This window comes from Desulfosporosinus metallidurans (genome assembly GCF_001936615.1).
In the GTDB taxonomy this organism is placed as follows: Bacteria; Bacillota; Desulfitobacteriia; order Desulfitobacteriales; family Desulfitobacteriaceae; genus Desulfosporosinus; species Desulfosporosinus metallidurans.
Map to the genome: position 1 here is coordinate 95,422 of NZ_MLBF01000002.1, position 18,876 is coordinate 114,297.

At 42.1% G+C, this 18,876-nt stretch carries 20 protein-coding genes; 5 read left to right on the forward strand and 15 right to left on the reverse strand.

Going from position 1 to position 18,876, the window contains the following annotated elements; genetic code table 11:
- Nucleotides 1-119 precede the first annotated feature (119 nt).
- The 7 genes from DSOL_RS01830 to DSOL_RS01860 all read right to left on the reverse strand — a co-directional run bounded on the left by DSOL_RS01830 (nt 120) and on the right by DSOL_RS01860 (nt 7,513).
- On the reverse strand, nt 120-341 hold the full coding sequence (locus DSOL_RS01830) for a hypothetical protein (protein WP_075363180.1): 222 nt from the start codon (nt 339-341) through the stop codon (nt 120-122).
- Nucleotides 342-379: 38 nt separating this feature from the next.
- On the reverse strand, nt 380-1,438 hold the full coding sequence (gene dsrB / locus DSOL_RS01835) for a dissimilatory-type sulfite reductase subunit beta (protein WP_075363181.1): 1,059 nt from the start codon (nt 1,436-1,438) through the stop codon (nt 380-382).
- A 35-nt stretch (nt 1,439-1,473) separates the two neighbouring features.
- Nucleotides 1,474-2,697 carry a dissimilatory-type sulfite reductase subunit alpha gene (gene dsrA, locus DSOL_RS01840; protein WP_075363182.1) on the reverse strand — a complete coding sequence of 408 codons (1,224 nt, stop codon included), beginning with the start codon at nt 2,695-2,697 and terminating at the stop codon, nt 1,474-1,476.
- 35 nt (nt 2,698-2,732) lie between these two features.
- The gene (locus DSOL_RS01845) at nt 2,733-2,921 is read right to left on the reverse strand and encodes an ATP-binding protein (RefSeq protein ID WP_075363183.1); all 189 of its coding nucleotides are present in this window, start codon (nt 2,919-2,921) and stop codon (nt 2,733-2,735) included.
- A 175-nt stretch (nt 2,922-3,096) separates the two neighbouring features.
- On the reverse strand, nt 3,097-4,785 hold the full coding sequence (locus DSOL_RS01850; protein WP_075363184.1) for an FAD-dependent oxidoreductase: 1,689 nt from the start codon (nt 4,783-4,785) through the stop codon (nt 3,097-3,099).
- Between the two features lie 176 nt (nt 4,786-4,961).
- Complete coding sequence (locus tag DSOL_RS01855; protein ID WP_075363185.1) at nt 4,962-6,578, reverse strand: (Fe-S)-binding protein; 1,617 nt, start codon at nt 6,576-6,578, stop codon at nt 4,962-4,964.
- Nucleotides 6,579-6,622: 44 nt separating this feature from the next.
- Entirely contained in the window at nt 6,623-7,513 is an 891-nt protein-coding gene (locus tag DSOL_RS01860; protein ID WP_075363186.1) for a nitrate reductase gamma subunit, read from the reverse strand.
- Between the two features lie 636 nt (nt 7,514-8,149).
- Here DSOL_RS01860 and DSOL_RS01865 point away from each other — a divergent pair.
- Nucleotides 8,150-8,902, forward strand: coding sequence for a hypothetical protein (locus DSOL_RS01865; RefSeq protein ID WP_075363187.1), 753 nt, complete (start codon nt 8,150-8,152; stop codon nt 8,900-8,902).
- Nucleotides 8,903-9,064: 162 nt separating this feature from the next.
- Here DSOL_RS01865 and DSOL_RS01870 read toward each other — a convergent pair whose 3' ends face one another.
- The 4 genes from DSOL_RS01870 to DSOL_RS01885 all read right to left on the reverse strand — a co-directional run bounded on the left by DSOL_RS01870 (nt 9,065) and on the right by DSOL_RS01885 (nt 12,353).
- The gene (locus tag DSOL_RS01870; RefSeq protein ID WP_075363188.1) at nt 9,065-10,234 is read right to left on the reverse strand and encodes a THUMP domain-containing class I SAM-dependent RNA methyltransferase; all 1,170 of its coding nucleotides are present in this window, start codon (nt 10,232-10,234) and stop codon (nt 9,065-9,067) included.
- A 216-nt stretch (nt 10,235-10,450) separates the two neighbouring features.
- Nucleotides 10,451-11,170, reverse strand: a complete 720-nt coding sequence (locus DSOL_RS01875) for a DUF2786 domain-containing protein (RefSeq protein ID WP_075363189.1) — start codon at nt 11,168-11,170, stop codon at nt 10,451-10,453.
- A 42-nt stretch (nt 11,171-11,212) separates the two neighbouring features.
- On the reverse strand, nt 11,213-11,512 hold the full coding sequence (locus DSOL_RS01880; protein ID WP_075363190.1) for a hypothetical protein: 300 nt from the start codon (nt 11,510-11,512) through the stop codon (nt 11,213-11,215).
- Nucleotides 11,513-11,579: 67 nt separating this feature from the next.
- Nucleotides 11,580-12,353 (reverse strand): alpha/beta fold hydrolase, encoded by a 774-nt coding sequence (locus tag DSOL_RS01885; protein ID WP_075363191.1) that lies wholly within the window; start codon nt 12,351-12,353, stop codon nt 11,580-11,582.
- 275 nt (nt 12,354-12,628) lie between these two features.
- Between DSOL_RS01885 and DSOL_RS29415 the strand changes: the two genes are divergently transcribed.
- On the forward strand, nt 12,629-12,757 hold the full coding sequence (locus DSOL_RS29415) for a hypothetical protein (protein WP_282433517.1): 129 nt from the start codon (nt 12,629-12,631) through the stop codon (nt 12,755-12,757).
- Between the two features lie 74 nt (nt 12,758-12,831).
- Here DSOL_RS29415 and pepT read toward each other — a convergent pair whose 3' ends face one another.
- Together pepT and DSOL_RS29420 are read right to left on the reverse strand one after the other, a co-directional pair.
- Entirely contained in the window at nt 12,832-14,055 is a 1,224-nt protein-coding gene (gene pepT, locus DSOL_RS01890) for a peptidase T (protein WP_075363192.1), read from the reverse strand.
- 219 nt (nt 14,056-14,274) lie between these two features.
- Nucleotides 14,275-14,400 (reverse strand): hypothetical protein, encoded by a 126-nt coding sequence (locus DSOL_RS29420; RefSeq protein ID WP_282433518.1) that lies wholly within the window; start codon nt 14,398-14,400, stop codon nt 14,275-14,277.
- A gap of 161 nt (nt 14,401-14,561) precedes the next feature.
- Between DSOL_RS29420 and DSOL_RS01895 the strand changes: the two genes are divergently transcribed.
- Both DSOL_RS01895 and DSOL_RS01900 read left to right on the forward strand, forming a co-directional pair.
- Nucleotides 14,562-15,878 (forward strand): aminotransferase class V-fold PLP-dependent enzyme, encoded by a 1,317-nt coding sequence (locus DSOL_RS01895; protein ID WP_075363193.1) that lies wholly within the window; start codon nt 14,562-14,564, stop codon nt 15,876-15,878.
- 65 nt (nt 15,879-15,943) lie between these two features.
- Nucleotides 15,944-16,420: a DsrE/DsrF/DrsH-like family protein gene (locus DSOL_RS01900; RefSeq protein WP_075363194.1), complete on the forward strand. Its 477-nt coding sequence runs from the start codon at nt 15,944-15,946 to the stop codon at nt 16,418-16,420.
- A gap of 15 nt (nt 16,421-16,435) precedes the next feature.
- Here the strand turns inward: DSOL_RS01900 and DSOL_RS01905 are convergent, their stop codons facing one another.
- Nucleotides 16,436-17,065, reverse strand: a complete 630-nt coding sequence (locus DSOL_RS01905) for a ribonuclease H1 domain-containing protein (RefSeq protein ID WP_075363195.1) — start codon at nt 17,063-17,065, stop codon at nt 16,436-16,438.
- Between the two features lie 259 nt (nt 17,066-17,324).
- Here DSOL_RS01905 and DSOL_RS01910 point away from each other — a divergent pair, with 259 nt between their 5' ends.
- Entirely contained in the window at nt 17,325-17,987 is a 663-nt protein-coding gene (locus DSOL_RS01910) for an AbrB/MazE/SpoVT family DNA-binding domain-containing protein (RefSeq protein ID WP_075363196.1), read from the forward strand.
- 113 nt (nt 17,988-18,100) lie between these two features.
- Here DSOL_RS01910 and DSOL_RS01915 read toward each other — a convergent pair whose 3' ends face one another.
- Nucleotides 18,101-18,823, reverse strand: a complete 723-nt coding sequence (locus DSOL_RS01915; protein ID WP_075363197.1) for a class I SAM-dependent methyltransferase — start codon at nt 18,821-18,823, stop codon at nt 18,101-18,103.
- Nucleotides 18,824-18,876 lie beyond the last annotated feature (53 nt).

Genomic DNA, 18,876 nt, shown 5'->3' on the forward strand with positions numbered 1-18,876 from the left:
CTCCCTAATATGCTAGATTTTAAAGAATCAGCAGAAACAAGGGCATAGGACATTTAGGATGGTCAATCAAAGGTCAAACAAAAGATTCTTTGCAAGTTGGTCCATGAGTGCCTAGCTGATTAGTTTGGTGTCTGGACCTTGCCTTTTAAACAAATAAATGTAGTCGTAATGTAGAGATATTCAACAAGATCCTCCGCAGTAAGCTCTTTAACAGCGTTATCCACATCGGACTTTTTCTCGCCTATCGCTACTGCGACGTCTCTACTTTTAGCTTTTTGTACTTTCCCGAGATATTCAAGTATTTTTGCTTTAATTTCGGGGTTAGCAGGTCCTTTTTGCATTTAGCGATACCCCCTTCGAGTATTCTCTTCTTAGTAAATTAGAACTTAAATCCAGCAGATGTACGGAAGGTTTCTCGAGCAAAAATATAGTCGTCAATCAACATATCCGAGAAAGGAAGTCCGCTCAAACTGAAGAATCTTTCCCAACCAATCCGTTCTATCCATTCACCCAACCGTTCACCACGCTGTGCATTCGCAATCCAGAGTTCTAAGATATCGCGGATTGCATCTGTTACTTCAGGCCAACGCGGAGGATTGTTTGGTAGGAATGGGATCACCATACGGGAAAAACTTGGTGCTGAACGAGCATTAGAGACTTTACCTCCAATAAGAATCGCAATACCATCGTTTTTCGGATCATAAATTTCCATAGCAGGAGACATCGTGTAGCAGTTACCGCAATACATACACTTATCTTCGTTTACAATAACGCTCTTGTTTTTAGGATCGGGACGAATAGCACCTGTTGGGCAACTAGCTACGAGGGTCGGAATTTCTGTACCCTTACGAATCTTCTCATGGTCAATTCGAGGAGGAGTCCGGTGAACACCGACAATCCCAATGTCACTGCAGTGTGTTGATCCACACATATTTAAACAGCATGCCAAGCCCATTTTTAATTTAGCAGGAAGTTTCATAGAGTCAAAATACTCATATAAATCATCCATTACAGCTTTAACAACGCCAGAGGCGTCGGTTGCAGGAGTGTGACAGTGTACCCATCCTTGTGTGTGAATGATATTACTGATGGCAGCTCCTGTTCCACCAACACATAAACCTTTAGCTGTTAATGTATCGATTAGTGGGTTAACTTTAGCCTCGTCGGAAACTAGAAACTCAATATTGTTACGGGTCGTCCAGCGAAGGAATCCATCACAATAATCGTCAGCAAGTGTGCAAACGTCTCGAATAAAATCAATGCTAACCAAACGAGGAGTTGCCACTCTAACACTGTAAAGTGCTGCGCCGCTTTCAGAAACGTGTTTGAGAACGCCTGAACGTGGGATCTCATGATATCTCCATGTGCCATAGTTTTCCTTAATAATTGGAGGAAGCATCTCTTTATAATTAGGAGGTCCTTGGTCTAATTTTGCCATGATTATCCACCTCTCGTAAGCTACTTATTGTAAAATTAGAGTTTCGATCCATCAAGTGCAGTTCCAGATTTGTCAAGGTCATCTTGTTGCCAGAAGACATATGGGTTAGCGCGTGGGCGGAAGACCTGTTGAGGTACAGTAGGAATTTCAGTTTCACGTAAGAATTTGCCCATTCCTAAACGGAATATTGTTTCACCGATACGTTCACGGGTTTTACCGTTCTCATCCCACCATTCCCAAATGCGGCGCACAAGATCCTTGAATTCTTCGAAATCATCTTCCACTTCCATTTTCATGAAAGGCACAACAACGGAGGACATGAATGCGGACTGAACGATTGTCGATTTTCCACCGATCAAAATGGTAGCGCCTTTTTCTTTGCCGGCTTGAATAGCTTTTGGCATCATATTAATACAATGCATACAACGCGTGCAGTCTTCTGCAATCACAGTGAGTTCTTGGGTCTCATTGTTAAATTTAAGACAGCTGGTTGGACATTTGTCACAAACCCGACCTTGAATATCGAATTTCTTAGCTGCATATTCTTTAACAGCGTCTTGATCAATTCTCAATGAATCACGCCAAGTTCCGATTACAGAGATATCGGAGCGGGCAATCGAGCCGGTACAATCATTGGCGCAACCAGAGAACTTAATCTTACTCTTGTAAGGCCACATTGGACGATGAAGCTCATCCATAAATTCATTGGTGATATTATAACATGCTTCAAGTGTGTCATAACAAGCATATTCGCAGCGTCCTGGTCCAACACAGCAGTTCGTCGTTCTCAAGCAAGAACCCGACCCACCCAAGTCAAAACCAGCCTCACTATAATCATCAAAGATAGGTTGAATATGCTCCGTTTTGCAACCGAGAAGAACAATGTCTCCCGTGGAACCGTGCATATTCGTCAAACCACTTCCGTGTTTCTCCCAAAGATCACAAATTGTACGAAGTGTTTTCGTATTGTAGAAGAAGCCAGATGGTTGATTAATACGAATAGTATGAAATTCAGCAACATTTGGGTAAGTTTCAGGCTCATCAACATAACGGCCAATTACACCGCCGCCATATCCTCTTACTCCAACGATTCCGCCATGTTTCCAGTGTCCTCGTCGTTCTTCATAGGATCTTTCCAAGACTTGGAGCAATTCACCTGCTGCTTCACTTTTCACGGCAGCTCGCTTAATTTCCGTCACAAAACTGGGCCATTTTCCTTTTTCTAGCTCGTCCAGTAGCGGCGTTTTCTTTTCTGTCATGGCACACCCTCCGTCTTCAAGTTTTTTGGAGTTACTTACATTTCAGCAATGCTGATGGCACCCGTTGGGCAAACCGACGTACAGCTTTCGCAGCCCATGCACTCTGATTCGTCACCGACTACATGAGCTTTGTCCTCGCTAAAACCAAGCAGGTGAGCAGGACATCCTTCAGTACATGCATTACATCCTGAGCATTGATCTTCGTCAATTGTAACAATAAACAAAATTACACCTCCTTAATGTTTTAAAGAGAAAAAAATTTTTTAGTTAGACTGCGAAAATATCTTCTTGTGTAAATTCTCACTTGTCTATGTTCTTAATTTAACACCTTGCGTACTATTCGTACAATATATAATCTAGATTGCACTATATTGAAAACTGATTGTACGATTTATAGGACTATACTTGATCAAAGTATGCATTTCCTACTGAGAGTCCTCCCTGAAGAAAAACCACTTGGTCCGCACCTTTTCTTTCAAGCATGCAAGCTGCATCATATCCCCGGATACCTAATCCACATACAGTAACAACTAAAGAATCTTTCGGGACCTCTTCCCAACGTTCCCGTAGTTCTCCCAATGCAATGACCATGGTTCCCTCAATGGATAATGGATTTGCCGCCACTTCTTCCCGTTCACGTACATCAAGAAGACATATCTTTTCTCCTGCCTGTAAGCGGCTTACAAGCGCTTCAGCCGTGATTGCTTTGGCTACTCCCAGACGAATGTTTTCTAGGGTCGTGGCAGCATGAATGAGCACGTCAATAGCAGTAGCAAAAGGCGGTGCGTACGCTAAATCCAGATCAATAAGATCTCGTACATTTGCGCCAAATTTCAAGGCAGTTGCGAGGACATCAAGTCTCTTTACACTCTCTCCTACACCACATACTTGGGCACCCAGCAAGCGTCCGTTCTCCTGTTCGGCAATTAATTTAATCGTAATATTGGCATGCATAGGATAATAATGGGTGGAATCAAGGCCACTACTTACACTGGTCACAACGTTGTAACCCCGCTTTCGGGCTTCTGCCTCTCCAAGTCCCGTGCGTCCAATATTGAGATCGAAGGCTTGAAGAACAGACGTTCCCTCAACGGGAGCATAGCGGGCAGAAATCCCCATCATATGATCTGCTATGACACGGCCTTGTTTGTTGGCCGTTGAGGCTAGAGGAATATAAACCGGTTCTCCAGTAACGAGATGAAGTTGTTCAGCGCAGTCTCCACCAGCATAAATAGCAGGATCGTTGGTCATCATGTGTTCATCAACTTTAATAGCCCCAGTGCTTCCAATCATGAGCCCAGCTTCACGGGCTAAGCTGACTTCCGGACGTACCCCAGTCGCAATAACAACCGCTTCTGTTTCAATTGTCCCCTGTTCAGTCTGAACACGGCACACATTTCCTTCGGCATCCCCTTCCAGAGCCTTCACTCTGCAAGAAAGCCGGATATCAACCCCTTGGCCCTCCATTTGTCGCTCCACTAGTTTGGCCATATCACCATCCAGTAACTTTGGTAGCACTTGAGACTCTGCCTCACATAAAGTAACCTTTAGACGTGGACCTGCTAAAGCATCTGCCGTTTCGATTCCAATTAATCCTGATCCCATCACTGTGACATGTTTAACCTTCTTAGTTTTGATGAATTCTTTGAGTGCTTGGGCATCCTGCGGACGATGAAGAGTAAACACCTGGCCTAAATTCACACCCGGAATAGGGGGTACACTTGGCTTAGCACCGGTTGCGAGAACTAAATAATCATAATCCAACGTTTCCTCGACCCCAGTCACCACGTTTCGGACAAAGACCTTTTTATGTGCCCGATCGATTTTCACTGCTTCAGTTTGCGTGAGAACATTAACATCCTTTTGACTCTGAAAAAAATCAGTATCCCGAAGCACGCCGTATGAGGTCCTCATTAACCCATCTAGTTGAGGTACTAAGTTAGCAACATAAAGTGGTAGTCCACAAGCCCCATAAGAAAGTAGACTTCCTTTTTCTATAATGGTAATCTCAGCCTCGGAATTTAAGCGCCTTAAGCGTGCAGAAACTTTGGGTCCAACCACAACTCCCCCTACCATAATTACTTTCATGTACACTTCTCCTCCCTAATCATTAATTATTAAAATTCAATTTTGGGATACGCCAGATAAGCCAGTTAGGACCTCAAACTAGTTTGTTGGTCAGGAATTTGAACTATAATCCTAAAAAAATGGACCGTTTCAGGCATCCTGAAAGGGTCCATTCTAAAGAATCCATCAGTGTCCGACTAATCCTCTAAAAACTCCAAGAAAGGCTTTTTCATACTCACAAGAGCATTTACCATTAGTTCCACTAAACCACCATACTGGAGGTTAAATTTCTCAGTTGCTTCGTAGTGTTCCAGAATGGCCCGCATAGCTCCTTTACAGTTAGAGCAGGGTGCACAGATATATTTAGGTATTGAAGCATCTTCCATACTTCCCTGGAAAGCTCCTAAGATCTGATTAAATTTCATCCGAGAAGCCACTGAATCTCTGAACTGAGGGAAATTCTGAGAATTCATGATAGCGAATCCGCTTCCTCCCCCACAACAATAGTTGTCTACTCCATGTGGAGTCATTTCCCTAAACTGTGGACAAATAGCTTTCAAAACATGCCGTTGTGGTTCCACAATTCCCATTTGTCGGACCACATTACACGGATCGTGAAGGGTCACTGGAAAGTTGTTTTTACTGGGATCAAGCTTGATACGTTTGTTTTTAACCATATCCCAAAGGAAAGGTAAACAGCTCTCCACGGGAATCTTTGCATCCCCATACGCCATGCGATCACCCACGATCATGGATGCTTTATGGGCATGTCCACACTCTGCGACCATAATGCGGTTGACTCCAAAATCTTTGGCTACCTTCATTTGCATTAAGGCAATCTGTTTTGCTTGATAATCGTCATACCAAATACCATAGTTTACACTGTCATACCCCATGATCTCACTACTCAGAGTCCAGTTTATCCCAGCTGCATCAAAAAGAATGGCAAAAGCTACCGGGTTTTCCGGCCAGGCCATAAACTCCCCTGCGTTATGAAGCACTAAGATATCTGCACCTTTTTTGTCCACCGGAAATTTAAGTTTTATGCCAAATTTTTCTTCCGTATCTTCTTCTAAAAACTCCAGCGTATCTAAAAATGCAGGTTTGCTCAATCCAGTCGAAGAGCCGGTTTTAATCTGAAGCATCGTACCTTTTGTATGAAGAGGGATTGGAGCAATACCCAACTCCTGACTGAAGATCTTGCGAATTTCTTTAGTGAGAATAGCGTTATCTAAGCCAAGCGGGCAGGTTTGAGCACAGCGTCGACAAAGATTACAACGATAAGCTAATTCTCCTAGCCGAGCAATGGTTTCCCAGTTCACATCGATATCTGCCCCGACAAAGCCACCTAGTAGTTTCCCACTCGTGGTGAAATACTTCTTTACAATTTTTCGCAGAACCTCGGAACGATAAATAGGTCGGTATAATTCATTGTCTCCTGCCGCTTTGTAGATATGACAGGCCTCTGAACACGTATTGCATTTTGCACAGTATTCAAATGACAAGATCAGTGGTTCGAGCACTCCATTATTGGCATCTGAAAAAATCTTTTCTAACCCGCTGAGAAACTTCCGGACAAATTCATCTTCTTCTTCTTTAGTTTTCGGGCGGGTTAAGGTGTCAAGTCCAACGTAGCCATCTAAAGAAGTACAGTATTTTTCTTTCCAGGCGGGCTTTGGATCAGTTAAAGGTGGTTCCATGCCTGGTTTATCATACGGCGCCAATAAGGGCATTAACTGATCGAGTTCGAGTTTGATCAGTTGCTCATCCGGGCGTCCCATATCCTTCGGACGTAGATCTTTTTGATTTATCATACTTACTCCCCTCTTTCCAAAAAGTTACATTCAAGAATTCAAATTTATTCCTTGGGTGCGGCAGGTGGCTTAATATGAGGGGCAGACCAAGAAGTGGTCGGGCGGTAAGATGTCGCTTTTTTGACCTGTTGTTCAATCGCACTACCTTTAAGGTTTGGGCTATTATCCCATAGTACAGTATGGAACGTAAAATACTTTCCAACGTAATGGCTCATCTTACTGAGGGGAATATAAGTTAACATAATTCCGACGAGAATCACGTTAAAAGTTACAAGGGGATCAGCTGGAAATGAAGTAAATGTGATAAGTTTAGCCGTCGCTTCTCTGGCAGTTTGGAAGGACAGGTCACTACCCCAGACGAAGATTCCTGTGACAAGAGTCACAAATATGAGCAAGAGATTAAAGTACTCTTGTGGAGTTGTATATTTTTTCAAAGTACTGTCAAACAACCGTCGAACAACCAATAACCCAGACCCTAGAGCTGCCAGAGCGAACCCCAAGATTCCTGTTGCAAACGTTAGATAGTAAATTAATAGACCCCAAATACTCTGACTAGTTGCTGCTACAAGAATACCGTTGAGTATAGATATTGCTCCTGCAACAAGCAAAATGGTCCAAGCCATTAAAAAGTAAATTCCTAAGTGCAGCGCGTACGAAAGCCACCAAAAGGGCCGTTGGTTTTCAAATAACGTCTTAATAAAAAGTATTTCTTTTAGCATTTCTACTAGTTCAGTCATGTGAGACACTTCGCGAGGCTTACTCCACCATGATACTTCCTCGTAGTAGGAACCTCCGTGTTCATATCCTTTTTCTTTTGGGACAGGATAAAGATCCATTCGCCCATGCATGGGCAGCTTTGCTAATTGATAGGCCTTGTAAACAGATAAGCCCAAAAAAAGTAATATGGAAAGATAAGCAACTAAACTAAGCAACAAAAACCTCAACCTCCTTATCTATTATTATCACTCTATAGTTTAAGATATTTTTCACTATATGTATAGGTATCATTTCTATTTATCACCATTGTAGAATCCGATTGAGAACAATAAAAGAGCATCTCCGAAGGATGTCCTTACAGAAATGCTCCTTTAATCGTTACAATCAGATGATTTAGAAAATCACACCGAGAGCGATAAGGATAAGAATAGCAATTGCGATAATGCCTACGCCTACAAAACTTCCCATACTGCAGTTTGCTCCATATCCGTACATGAAAGTTTCTCCTTTCAGTGCTCGCCAATTATTTCATTCATTTTAACTAAAATACTATGCCCATTGCAATGAGCAGAAGAATGATCACCACCACTACCGAGATGCCGGACAACAAGTTTGGACCGCAAGATCCATCAACAACTCCACCAAATGCCATTAAGAATCCCTCCTAGATGTTCTCCAATTTATGGTGTGTTCCTGATTTAGTTTATGTAACTTAATATATAAATGTTACCATATATGGAATAATATTCAGTTGGCGAAGATCATTTAGTCTTTTGCTATTGCTTCTTAAGCAAGATATGAGGTATAACATAAGTGTTGGGTTGGTAACTGCGAACTACACAAGGAGGAAACCAATGAAAGCTTTAATTACATTAACCACTAGCGAATCAAAACGACTTATTGCAAAAGGGGTAACGGCATTGCCCTGCGTTCAGAATGCTTTAGAAAAGCATACTATTATTGTAGCCGGAGGCACATCGAATGCCTTCGTAGCCGAAGAATTACTTAAAATTCAAATTGTGGACAAAACCGGATATACTGTAGGGATAGTTACTAAGGGGGAACTCGGAATTAGTCATTCTTCCAAGAAAACCACTCCTTATGTTATTACTGAAGGTCAAGCTGTAGGAATCTCTTGGAAGGAATACTTGCCAAAATTACAAGTGGGAGACATTTTTATCAAAGGTGGCAGCGCCGTTGACCACACTGGTTTAGCTGCCGTAATGGTTTCGGATTCAACAGGTGGTACGATTGGTGCGGCACAAGGGATTCTTTATGCACGAGGGATCCAACTTATTGTTCCAATTGGACTTGAAAAATTGATACCCGATGTTAGAGTAGCAGTGGAATTCATGACAAAGTCCCCTCTTGACGAAGCGTTTGGTCATAAAGTTGGTCTCATTCCCATGGTGGGCGCAACCGTCGTCACTGAATTGACCGCCTTAGAAACACTCTATGATGTTGAAGCCCGTTGCATCGCTGCAGGTGGGGTCGATGGCTCGGAGGGCGCTGTTACGATTGCTATTGAAGGACTTGATGAAGAGATTCAACGAGCTATCCGAGACATTAAGTCCTTTAAAGGTGAGCCCCAGGTTACTGTTCAATAGATATAACAACAGTCTTTTTCTCTTAATATTTAATATTGTAGAAAAACTTTGTCAGGGTCCGAACTCATGAAGATTTATAGTTCTAAAAGGGACTGTAACAAACATCACTTTTGAAGTTTGTTACAGTCCTTTTTTAATCACGAATTCTGATAAATTCAAGGATTATTTACACTTCGTAGTTGTATAATCCCCTTTCGGTTCCCTGGGTGGGCGCGGACCAAAGAATTGAAAATAATGGCATTCCAACCGTCCGGTATAGAGTTTGCGGCTCTTGTCCCAGCGGCGACCAATTAATCGTTCTGGAAATTGGTGAGTGGTAAGCATGTGAAGGGACCAGTTTTCCAAACGATTAAATGTTTCCCCAAGTTCAAGATAAAGTCCTTCGACCTCTTTTACATCCCCAAGCCGTTCTCCATAGGGTGGATTAGCAATCATGTGCCCATATTTAAACCTAGATCGCACCTCTGCAACGGGTAACCGTTGAAAGTGAATCACATCGTCTACCCCCGCCTCTATGGCATGGGTACGAGCCAAAGCCAGAGCGTTGGGGTCGATATCCGAACCGTAGATATGTAAAGGTTCGTTGTGATCCCAAAGATCGAGCGCTTCCTGCCAAGCTTCTTGCCAGAGTACTTTAGGGATATTGGGCCATTTCTCTGCTGCAAAGCTTCTTTTGAGGCCCGGTGCCCGATTTTGAGCAATAAAGGCCGCTTCGATGGGAATAGTCCCTGTCCCACAAAACGGATCTATTAAGGCGCGATCCTTATGCCAGAAGCTAAGTTGAATCATTGCCGCTGCCAAAGTTTCTTTAAGCGGTGCTTGTCCTGCGAGTTGACGGTACCCACGTTTGTGAAGACCCAACCCTGATGTGTCAATCGTTAACGTAACCATATCATTTAGCAGGGCGACCTCTATTTGGTAGCGGGGTCCCGTCTCTTCAAACCAACTTCGTCCATAGGTTTCCTTGAGACGTTCTACAATGGCCTTTTTAACAATGGCCTGGCAATCGGAAACACTAAAAAGTTTTGATTTTATAGATTTCCCTTGAACAGGGAAGTTCGCATCCTCCGGAAGCCATTCCTCCCAGGGTAGTGCTTTAGTTTGCTGGAAAAGCTCTTCGAATGTCAGGGCTTTAAATGAGCCAAGTTTAAGTAGGACACGGTCAGCACTACGTAGCCAGAGGTTTGTCCGGCATATTCCCAGTTCGTCAGTCGTTAGCAGAACTCTCCCGTTTTCGACAATTAAATCTTCATACCCAAGGTTTTTTAGTTCACGGGCCACAATGGATTCTAAACCAAAAGCGGCAGTTGCAATCAGCTCAATTTTTGCCATTTGGATTCAACCTCTCTTAAATCAGACGAAATTCCACTTATAGATTATCTTATCAGTATCTTGTACTATCATAAGTGGTATAAGCTCAAATGGCAAGTTTGATAACGACGAATGGCAGAACGAATGTTCTGCCATTCGTCGGAAATCAGCTTTACGTACAATCCCTAAATTACTCTCAACTGAAATTAGTGGGAATCATGTTTAATGTTTAACCCTTCACCTTAACCTTCCATGCGCTGAGCGAAAACCCTTGCCATCGCTATACCCTTTAGCGTAGGCGACCCGACCAGCCGAGCTTTCGGCTTTCGTATGCTGAGTTGACTGACCACGCTTTAAGTCCATGTCTTTATATGTCTGAACGACCAATGCATCCTTAGTTAGAACCAGCCCCCATCCCTCCTTGTTCACTTGCTCAGCGTACTGGGCCTCTAAGCCGGAAATCCAGCCCTCAACGTAATTGTTTCGAACACTTCTTTGATGAGAAATACTTGGCCGAACCCCTTGTCGCAGTAGATAATCCTTACGATAACCCTTCATAAACTGGTCTGCTCCTACTTTTATGTAGTCAGTAGCAAAGGAAAATGCGATTATGGCAATTTCTGCATCCTGCTTCAGTCCCATAAATGCTAACCTTGTGTATCCCTTGCGTTTGTTCAGATAAGAATAGCACCTAAAGTTCTGTCCAATGACCCTACCGAGGCTTTTCTTCCACCAGGACAGTTTCTCAAATTCCGTTGCATAATCATCAAGAACCTCTTTCAGTTCAATCCTGTCCGTTTGGTCTGACACTTCAACTTCTTCAATCCCATTTTCCGCCATAAAACGCTGTGCCATAAGAAGTGCGGTCTGCGCTTCATTACTATTAGGGTCGCCCCCATTTTTAGCCAGATTTAATAATGCCCGTACTTTATGTAGAATTTTCTCGTTTACCGCCACACGCACACCTCTTTTTACTTGTACTTCTTCCTTTTTTCCTCCTCAGAGACTATCCTCTACTTTTACTGTTAAACCTACCGTCATTACTTCAAGCAATTCTCTAGTATCACTAATTTCTGGTAAACCGTCACCTAAGAGTTCCTCGCTTTGTACTACCCATTCTCCATCCCCATTCTTATAAAGAATACGTTTGTCCTCAACTATTTCCCAGGTATTTTCAAGAATATTCTCTACTGATTGCTCTCGTAATGAATCTTTCATCAGTTCGACCAAGTGGTTTTGCATGGACTCATCATAGTCTACTAGAGCCACATTCACATAGGCACCAATTGTTTTAACCATTCCATAATCACCCGCTCGCTTGTAGTTGGAGCCGAACATTAAAGGGTATTGAGTAGAGAGCTACGCTCTAACAAACAGGCCAAACCATCTGTGCCAGAAAATCTTGTATAGCCCTATTGACTCGTTCTGGCTGTTCCAGCATCGACATATGACCTGCATCCGGAATGAGAACAAGAGTTGACTTGCTTAATTCTTTGGTAAGGTATTCCGAATATTTCACTGGAGTCATTTGGTCATCTTGCCCGCAAATGACTAAAGCAGGAAGATTAATATTCTTTATACGATCCATAAGATTGAAGTCATCACAAGCTCTAAAATCTGCTAAGTAAACCTCAGTTGGAACAGATTTCATCTCTTCGCTAGCCTGTTCTAGAACCATGCGGGGAACATTTATGGAATAGCTGTATTTGACATTTCTCAGAGGGTGTTCGCCCTTTGACAATACCTCAAGCGTTTCCGGGCTTACCCTCAGCCTCGCTCCGCTGTCGACAATGATCAGCCCTGCTAGCGCAGCCGGATAGGCCAAAGCCAACTCCATAGCAATTGCACCGCCCATGGAATGCCCAGCGAGGACAAACGATCCTAGATTTAAAGCTTGTACAAACGACCATACAAACTCTCGATAAGTTATTATGGTATCAGCTGCGAGCCCTTCTGAGCGACCATGCCCGGGTAGGTCCAGAGCTATGCGGTTGTAGCCCTCAATTCCTGACAACTGGTGAACCCAATTTTTACCCGTCCCGCCAGCTCCGTGTACAAATAATATTGTCGGATGATCAGCCCGAAAATCGCCATTTTGGTGATAATACGCGTTCCTTCCCTGGATAGTTATAAACGGCACTTTTGTCTCCTTCTTTCTAGAAATAGTCTGAAACTAGTTATTATTAGTTAAGCATTACAAAAGATCAAAGTCAACTCTTTAGAACAGCAGGGTGTGACCGGAAAGATCGACCCTGCTGTTACTTTTTTTACTTCCAACTGTTAATTGATGAAGATTTGCAAAAGGGCAATCGCACCTCGTTTTGACCCAAGCACTTTAAGCATTAGATCAGAAAATCCGGGAATCCTAAGTCAAACAGAAACACAAAGATATTCTAACGGAAGGAGATTAGCTAAATGAGCAATAAGAAAACTGACAAGTCGAGAACACATGCGGCCAATATCGATGACAACCGGCCAAACTCAGATAACGATAAGAAAGAGTTTCCAACGAATGCTACAAATAATTCTAAAGGCCGGGTTTAAAAACCCAGCCTTTTTCTTCGAATTACTTTCGTTAAGTGCGTAACCTTACATAACTATATTAAATTTTAACTTAGTTATGATTTAGCGTACATTTCGATAATTTCAAGAATAACTTCTACAGCCTTTTCCATGGCGAACGTGGGAATAAATTCATATTTACCGTGAAAATTATGTCCTCCCGTAAAGATATTCGGGGTAGGTAAGCCCATATAGGAGAGCCTTGCTCCATCAGTTCCTCCTCGGATCGGGCGGATGTCTGGAGCGACTCCCACCGCCTCCATCGCTTTTGCAGCGGTAGCAACAATGTGTTTAACGGGCTCAATTTTCTCCTTCATATTGAAATATTGATTCTTAATCTCAATAGTAAATGTTCCTTGTCCATATTTTTCATTGAGTTTATCTACACCCTGCCGCATCACTTCTTTTCTATTTTCAAAGGAAATTAAGTCAAAATCCCTTATGATATAATGCAATTCGGCTTCTTCGACTTCCCCCTGACTATTGGTCAGATGATAGAATCCTTCATACCCTTCCGTCTCGGCTGGTGTCTCTGTTTTTGGAATCTGATCAATATATTCCTGAGCAAGCAAGATAGCATTGATCATCTTCCCTTTTGCGGAACCTGGATGGATATTTCTCCCCTGTACTCTTACTTTTGCCCCTGCGGCATTAAAATTTTCATATTCCAATTCTCCAATTGGCCCACCATCGACTGTATATGCAAATTCCGCTCCGAATCTTTCAATACTAAAGTGATCTGTCCCTCTACCCACTTCTTCATTCGGCGTAAATGCAAGGCAGATTTTACCGTGCGGGATCTCCTGGTGATTTTTCAGATAGTCCATTGCTGTCATAATCTCAGCAATTCCAGCTTTATCGTCTGCCCCCAGCAATGTCGTTCCATCTGTTGTGATCAGAGTTTTTCCTCTATAAGTCTTAAGCTCCGGAAAATCCTTCGGAGATAGTAGAATATTCTTTTCTTTATGAAGTAAAATATCACCCCCGTCATAATCTTCAATGATTTGAGGATTCACTCCATTACCACTCATATCAGGACTCGTATCCAGATGCGCGATAAAACCAAGGGTAGGTATCAACTTATCCGTATTTGCGGGTAAATATGCCATCACGTACCCATTATCATCCAGAAAAACATCTTCCAAATCCATAGTTCTTAATTCCTGAACGAGGATTTGAGCTAACTCTTTCTGCCCTAGAGTCGTTGAAACGGTATCATCTTCATTAGATTGTGTATCAAATTTAACATACCTCAAAAACCGATTGGTAACATTTTCCATCTAAAAATCCTCCCATATCTCTGCTTTCATACATTTATGTGATCCAATACTTAGAACTACATCTTTTACTACTTTCATCCTGCAGCTTTTTATATACTAGTTCAAATATTGAGCCAAAGTGTCTTGCTTAATCCAATCAATCGTATGCTCAGTCACAATTATTTCAATTAAGATTGAGCCTCAAGCACTAGAACTTGAGGCTCTTTTTTCCTTTGAGCCTTAGACCTCATTCTCTGAGGCTTCTTTGGCCTTTTTCTGTTCCTGTTTAAATTCTGCGCTTCTAGAATCATACTTTGCACTGGTACGACCTTTTGTTCTTTTTTGAATCTCTCCTGATTTTTTCATACTTACCTCCATGTATCCCAATTATAAGATTCCTAAGTTTAGTATGGTTCAGTAGCCTAAATATCATGTAGCTAAAAACTTCAGTCACATTTCCATAAAAATTATATATCATGAATGAAGAGAAATTTAGCTTTTAAATGTTGCCGGAAAGAGGTGATTATATGAATTATAAATTGTCGCGGTCCAATTTTAGACATCTAGTTGTTGGGGCTGACACTAAGATTCCTCTCTTCAACAGTCAATTTGTCACAGCTATCAACTTCGACAACGCGGCCTCGACCCCTCCCTTTGTTTCAGTTATGGAGGAAATAAATAAATTCTCAACCATGTATTCTTCCATTCATCGTGGCACGGGCTATAAATCAAAGGTTTCTTCCCAGCTCTTTGAAGAAGCAAGGTCAATCATCCTAAACTTTGTCAATGCTGATCCCCTCCGTGATACAGTAATTTTCGTGAAAAATACTACAGAGGCGATTAACAAATTATCCTACCGTCTTTGGGAAGGAAATAAGAAAAGTGTTATCCTATCAACCTGGATGGAACACCATTCGAACGATCTCCCTTGGAGAAATAAGTTTCAAGTTGACTATATTCAGACAGACTCTTTCGGAAAATTAAGCCTTGGGGATCTGGAGAATAAATTAACAAAACATAAGGGCAATGTAAAACTTGTAACGGTTACCGGAGCCTCCAATGTTACAGGATATGTAAACCCGATACATAAAATTGCCGAATTGGCCCACCGTTATCAGGCGAAAATACTTGTAGATGGTGCTCAACTAGTCCCTCACAATGCCGTCAATATGAAACCCAAGAATCCACTTCACCATATTGATTATCTTGCCTTTTCAGCTCATAAAATGTACGCTCCTTTTGGGATTGGGGTACTCATCGCTCCCCAAGAAACGTTCAATAAAGGTATCTCGGAATTCGTAGGCGGAGGTACTGCAGAAATCGTGACCCATGATTGGGTAGTGTGGGATAACCCGCCACACAAGGAAGAAGCAGGTAGTCCAAACGTCATGGGAGTTGTTGCTCTCGTTGCAGCGATCAAAACCTTAACAGCCGTGGGTATGAGAACTATTGATCACTATGAAAATGAGCTTACAAACTATGCCAACTTGAAACTTAGGTCAATTCCCGGCATCACACTTTACGCTCAAACCGCCCCAGGTGAACCCAGAATTGGGGTTATCCCGTTTAATATTAAGGGAATTGCGCATGAACAAGTTGCTACTATTCTATCCAATGAAGCGGGTATTGCAGTCCGCACTGGTTGTTTTTGTACCCAGCCCTATATCCAAAAGCTTTTATCTATTTCCCCGCAACAAATGGAATTTTACAGAAGAAGTGGGAATGCTGCACGTCCAGGTATTGTTCGACTGAGCTTCGGATTATACAACGATTTTAGTGAAATCAATACTTTATGCCAAATACTAGAAAAGATCAGTAAGCACCCAACAACTTACATTTATTAAATGTTATATAATTTCTATTTATACTCATAATAGATTTTGTAGAACGAAATAAAGGGGTGCGCAAAGTGAGTAAGAAAATGAACATACTTATGTTTAGCGGAGATTTTGATAAAGCTTTAGCCGCATTGGTACTTGCCAACTCTGCTAGAGAGCTGGAAGTCGAAGTAACCATGTTCTTCGCATTTTGGGGTCTCTTTTTAGTCCGTGATCCTGAAAAAGTAACGTCAGACGATAAAACGGCTTACGAAAAAATGTTCGGCATGATGACTCCAAAAGGACCTGAAGAATTGCCTCTTTCACGAATGAACATGGCAGGTTTGGGCAAGCAAATGCTTCTTGACATGATGGAAGATGACAAAACCCCTTCTCTAACGGACTTTCTAAATGGAGCAAGGAAAAAAGGGGTAAAATTTTATGGGTGTAAATTATCCGTCGATGTTATGGGCTTTAAAGAAGACGAACTGATTCCTGAAGTCAAAATCATTACGGCGAAAGAGTATTTAGGGGATGCTCTGGCCTCAGACATGCAACTTTTCATATAGTACTTCTAGTTACTTCTACTTCGTGCTTATTCCCAGAGCTTCCTTGGCAAGCCGGTCCACGTAATCGTTAAATTGATCTCCACTGTGGCCGGCTACCTTCTTAAATTCGTACAGTCCCTGATGCTCTCGCATAAATGTAACATAAGCCTGTGTTAACTTATTTTTTGCTTGCCAATCCCCGCTGACCCATAGGGAAATGCCGGAATAGTCATGATAAATACGGATGCGCACATCCAAGGTTTTGGCTCTTTCCACGGCATGTTGTACCGCCGCAATTTCGCCGGCCACATTTCTCATTTTTGCCGCTTCAAGGTCTTCCCCGACTCCATTACTTTCAAAAACGACCTGACCATCTTTGATAAAGGCATAGCCATAGGAATACTTGCCATTTTGATAGCTGCCATCGGTATAGACATCGAAATCTACATTTAGAGATTCAGCTAGTTCATCGGCCTTGTAATTTCCGTTAAAATCTTCAGGAACTCTTTCCTTACTATTTTGCCACTCCAATGCTTCAATTTTTGTTTCAAATCCTTTAAAAACAGCTCCTTTATAGCCCTTGACTGATGCTTGACATTCCGGCCAATTATTGAAAATCCCTACCTTAGCTCCCGCTTTAACGACGTAGTATTTTTTTTTACCCAAAGCTGTCCCCCCTGAAAATTCTTCATCTGAATCCTAATTATAATCGTTTTCAACGAAATATTAAATATGTAGTATCTAGTCTAAGGTTTTTGCAATAGATTAGATTAATAAATTGCACAAGTATACAGAATTATCTAAATATTTTATTGAGATAGGCAGGATAATCCAAACCCTTGTTGAAATCCTAAATATAGTATGAACGTGTACGCAACTGCCTGAAATACCTGTTGGAAACAAACTAAATAAAGGGGGAGTATCTATGGAGATTTATCGGGTAAAGGTTGGCGCAGAAGGGGAAATCGTTTTACCCTTGGAACTGCGTAAGCTCTTCGGACTAGTTGCGGAGGATACGTTAGATTTATGTGTTGATTCCGAAGGTAAAGTATTTGTCCATACCGCCGAGCGTTCAGTCCGACCTCTTTCAGATTTCTTTGAGGATTTGATTATCAGTGATTTGCTTGCTAATGGTTGTAACGGTGATTGCTTAAAAGCTAAACTTTTAGAGTGCAAATTAAAACTAAGTACCATACTCGATCGTTTGTCAGAGGAAGCCTATAGGGCACATAAAAACGGTCAATCTATCAAATGGTGGGAATCTCAGGCCTTAGAAACCCTGGGCATTGAGCAGGTCGCCAAAGGGAACTATGACGTTATGCTAACTACACGAAGTATCCATGATTTAGTTGTCCTACGGGAAGAAGTGCTTAGGGAAGTTCCAGTAGTTTTTGAGGCTTTAGAACAAGACCCCTTAGCTTTTAAACGACTTAGAGGACCATACTACGAAACCTACAGGGTTTCATTCCATTGTGGATCAAAAGAATATCGGGTAATTTACACCGTCTTTTCTCAACTAAAGCTTTTAGCCATTTTAACTGTTGGAGAGCGCGAGGTAATATACGACATGCTTAACGGAATAGCATAACCATAGTATTTTAAACAGCCAGTACCTTACTGATAAGGATACTGGCTGTTTGCAGTTCTCAGACTCCCATGGCCTTGTTAGTACCACTACTAACGAATAGGAAGGGGCATTGATTACCTAGGTATACGCTTCGCCTCTAAAACAGTGGCCGGAGAGTCTTTAGTCCATGGATCTTTGTCAAAGTTTCCCCACAGTCCGCTGATCTCCCAACCGGTATCTAATAAGGCTCCTTTTAAGGTATTGCACTTTAATGGGAAAAGGAGATTGACCCCAGATACAACCTCATTTGTGTCTGGGAACTCAATTTTCATGGAAAAATCGATTCTCCCATCCGCTCTATACGTATAGAATCGGTAAAATATTAAATTTGAAGTCTTGATAATGGGGAGTTCCTTAACTTGTTGTGCTAATATCCTGTCATAGTTCACGGTTTGTATTAAGAGGTGGCTACCCTTATCCCTGAATTGAGTCAAAGCCTGTTTCAGCTCACATTCCCCAAACACATGAGCTAACGTGTTTCCTAAGCAAACTATTCCGTTAAACTGTTCCTTAATACCGCTGAGGTCCTGCATATCTGCTACAGAAAACAATGCGGTGCTTTTCTCTTCCATTGCTTTTCTTTTGGAAATCTCAACCATCTCTTCACTCAGATCTACACCGAGGACATTTACACCGTTTTGACTTAACTCCAATGCAAACGTCCCCGTGCCACAACCGATATCCAGTACTGATGACAGCGATTCACGTTTCAAATAGTCATGCAGGAATGCTTTTTGTGCCCCCTTTAACGGGAAAATTTCATCGTAGTATTCGGATAAAGTCTGATAAAAATCCATTTCTAGTCCTCCTCTCCGTATTTCCAAGACAAACCCAAGCAGGGATTTTGTGA

Bases quoted from the DNA above. Each gene is read 5' to 3' on its own strand.
- DSOL_RS01880 (WP_075363190.1), bottom strand. From the start codon at position 11,512: ATGGTTAAAACAATTGGTGCCTATGTGAATGTGGCTCTAGTAGACTAT.
- DSOL_RS01865 (WP_075363187.1), top strand. From the start codon at position 8,150: ATGAAAGCTTTAATTACATTAACCACTAGCGAATCAAAACGACTTATT.
- DSOL_RS01850 (WP_075363184.1), bottom strand. From the start codon at position 4,785: ATGAAAGTAATTATGGTAGGGGGAGTTGTGGTTGGACCCAAAGTTTCT.
- DSOL_RS01830 (WP_075363180.1), bottom strand. From the start codon at position 341: ATGCAAAAAGGACCTGCTAACCCCGAAATTAAAGCAAAAATACTTGAA.
- DSOL_RS01915 (WP_075363197.1), bottom strand. From the start codon at position 18,823: ATGGATTTTTATCAGACTTTATCCGAATACTACGATGAAATTTTCCCG.
- DSOL_RS01870 (WP_075363188.1), bottom strand. From the start codon at position 10,234: ATGGCAAAAATTGAGCTGATTGCAACTGCCGCTTTTGGTTTAGAATCC.
- DSOL_RS29420 (WP_282433518.1), bottom strand. From the start codon at position 14,400: ATGAAAAAATCAGGAGAGATTCAAAAAAGAACAAAAGGTCGTACCAGT.
- dsrA (WP_075363182.1), bottom strand. From the start codon at position 2,697: ATGACAGAAAAGAAAACGCCGCTACTGGACGAGCTAGAAAAAGGAAAA.
- DSOL_RS01910 (WP_075363196.1), top strand. From the start codon at position 17,325: ATGGAGATTTATCGGGTAAAGGTTGGCGCAGAAGGGGAAATCGTTTTA.
- DSOL_RS29415 (WP_282433517.1), top strand. From the start codon at position 12,629: ATGAGCAATAAGAAAACTGACAAGTCGAGAACACATGCGGCCAATATC.
- pepT (WP_075363192.1), bottom strand. From the start codon at position 14,055: ATGGAAAATGTTACCAATCGGTTTTTGAGGTATGTTAAATTTGATACA.
- DSOL_RS01855 (WP_075363185.1), bottom strand. From the start codon at position 6,578: ATGATAAATCAAAAAGATCTACGTCCGAAGGATATGGGACGCCCGGAT.
- DSOL_RS01895 (WP_075363193.1), top strand. From the start codon at position 14,562: ATGAATTATAAATTGTCGCGGTCCAATTTTAGACATCTAGTTGTTGGG.
- dsrB (WP_075363181.1), bottom strand. From the start codon at position 1,438: ATGGCAAAATTAGACCAAGGACCTCCTAATTATAAAGAGATGCTTCCT.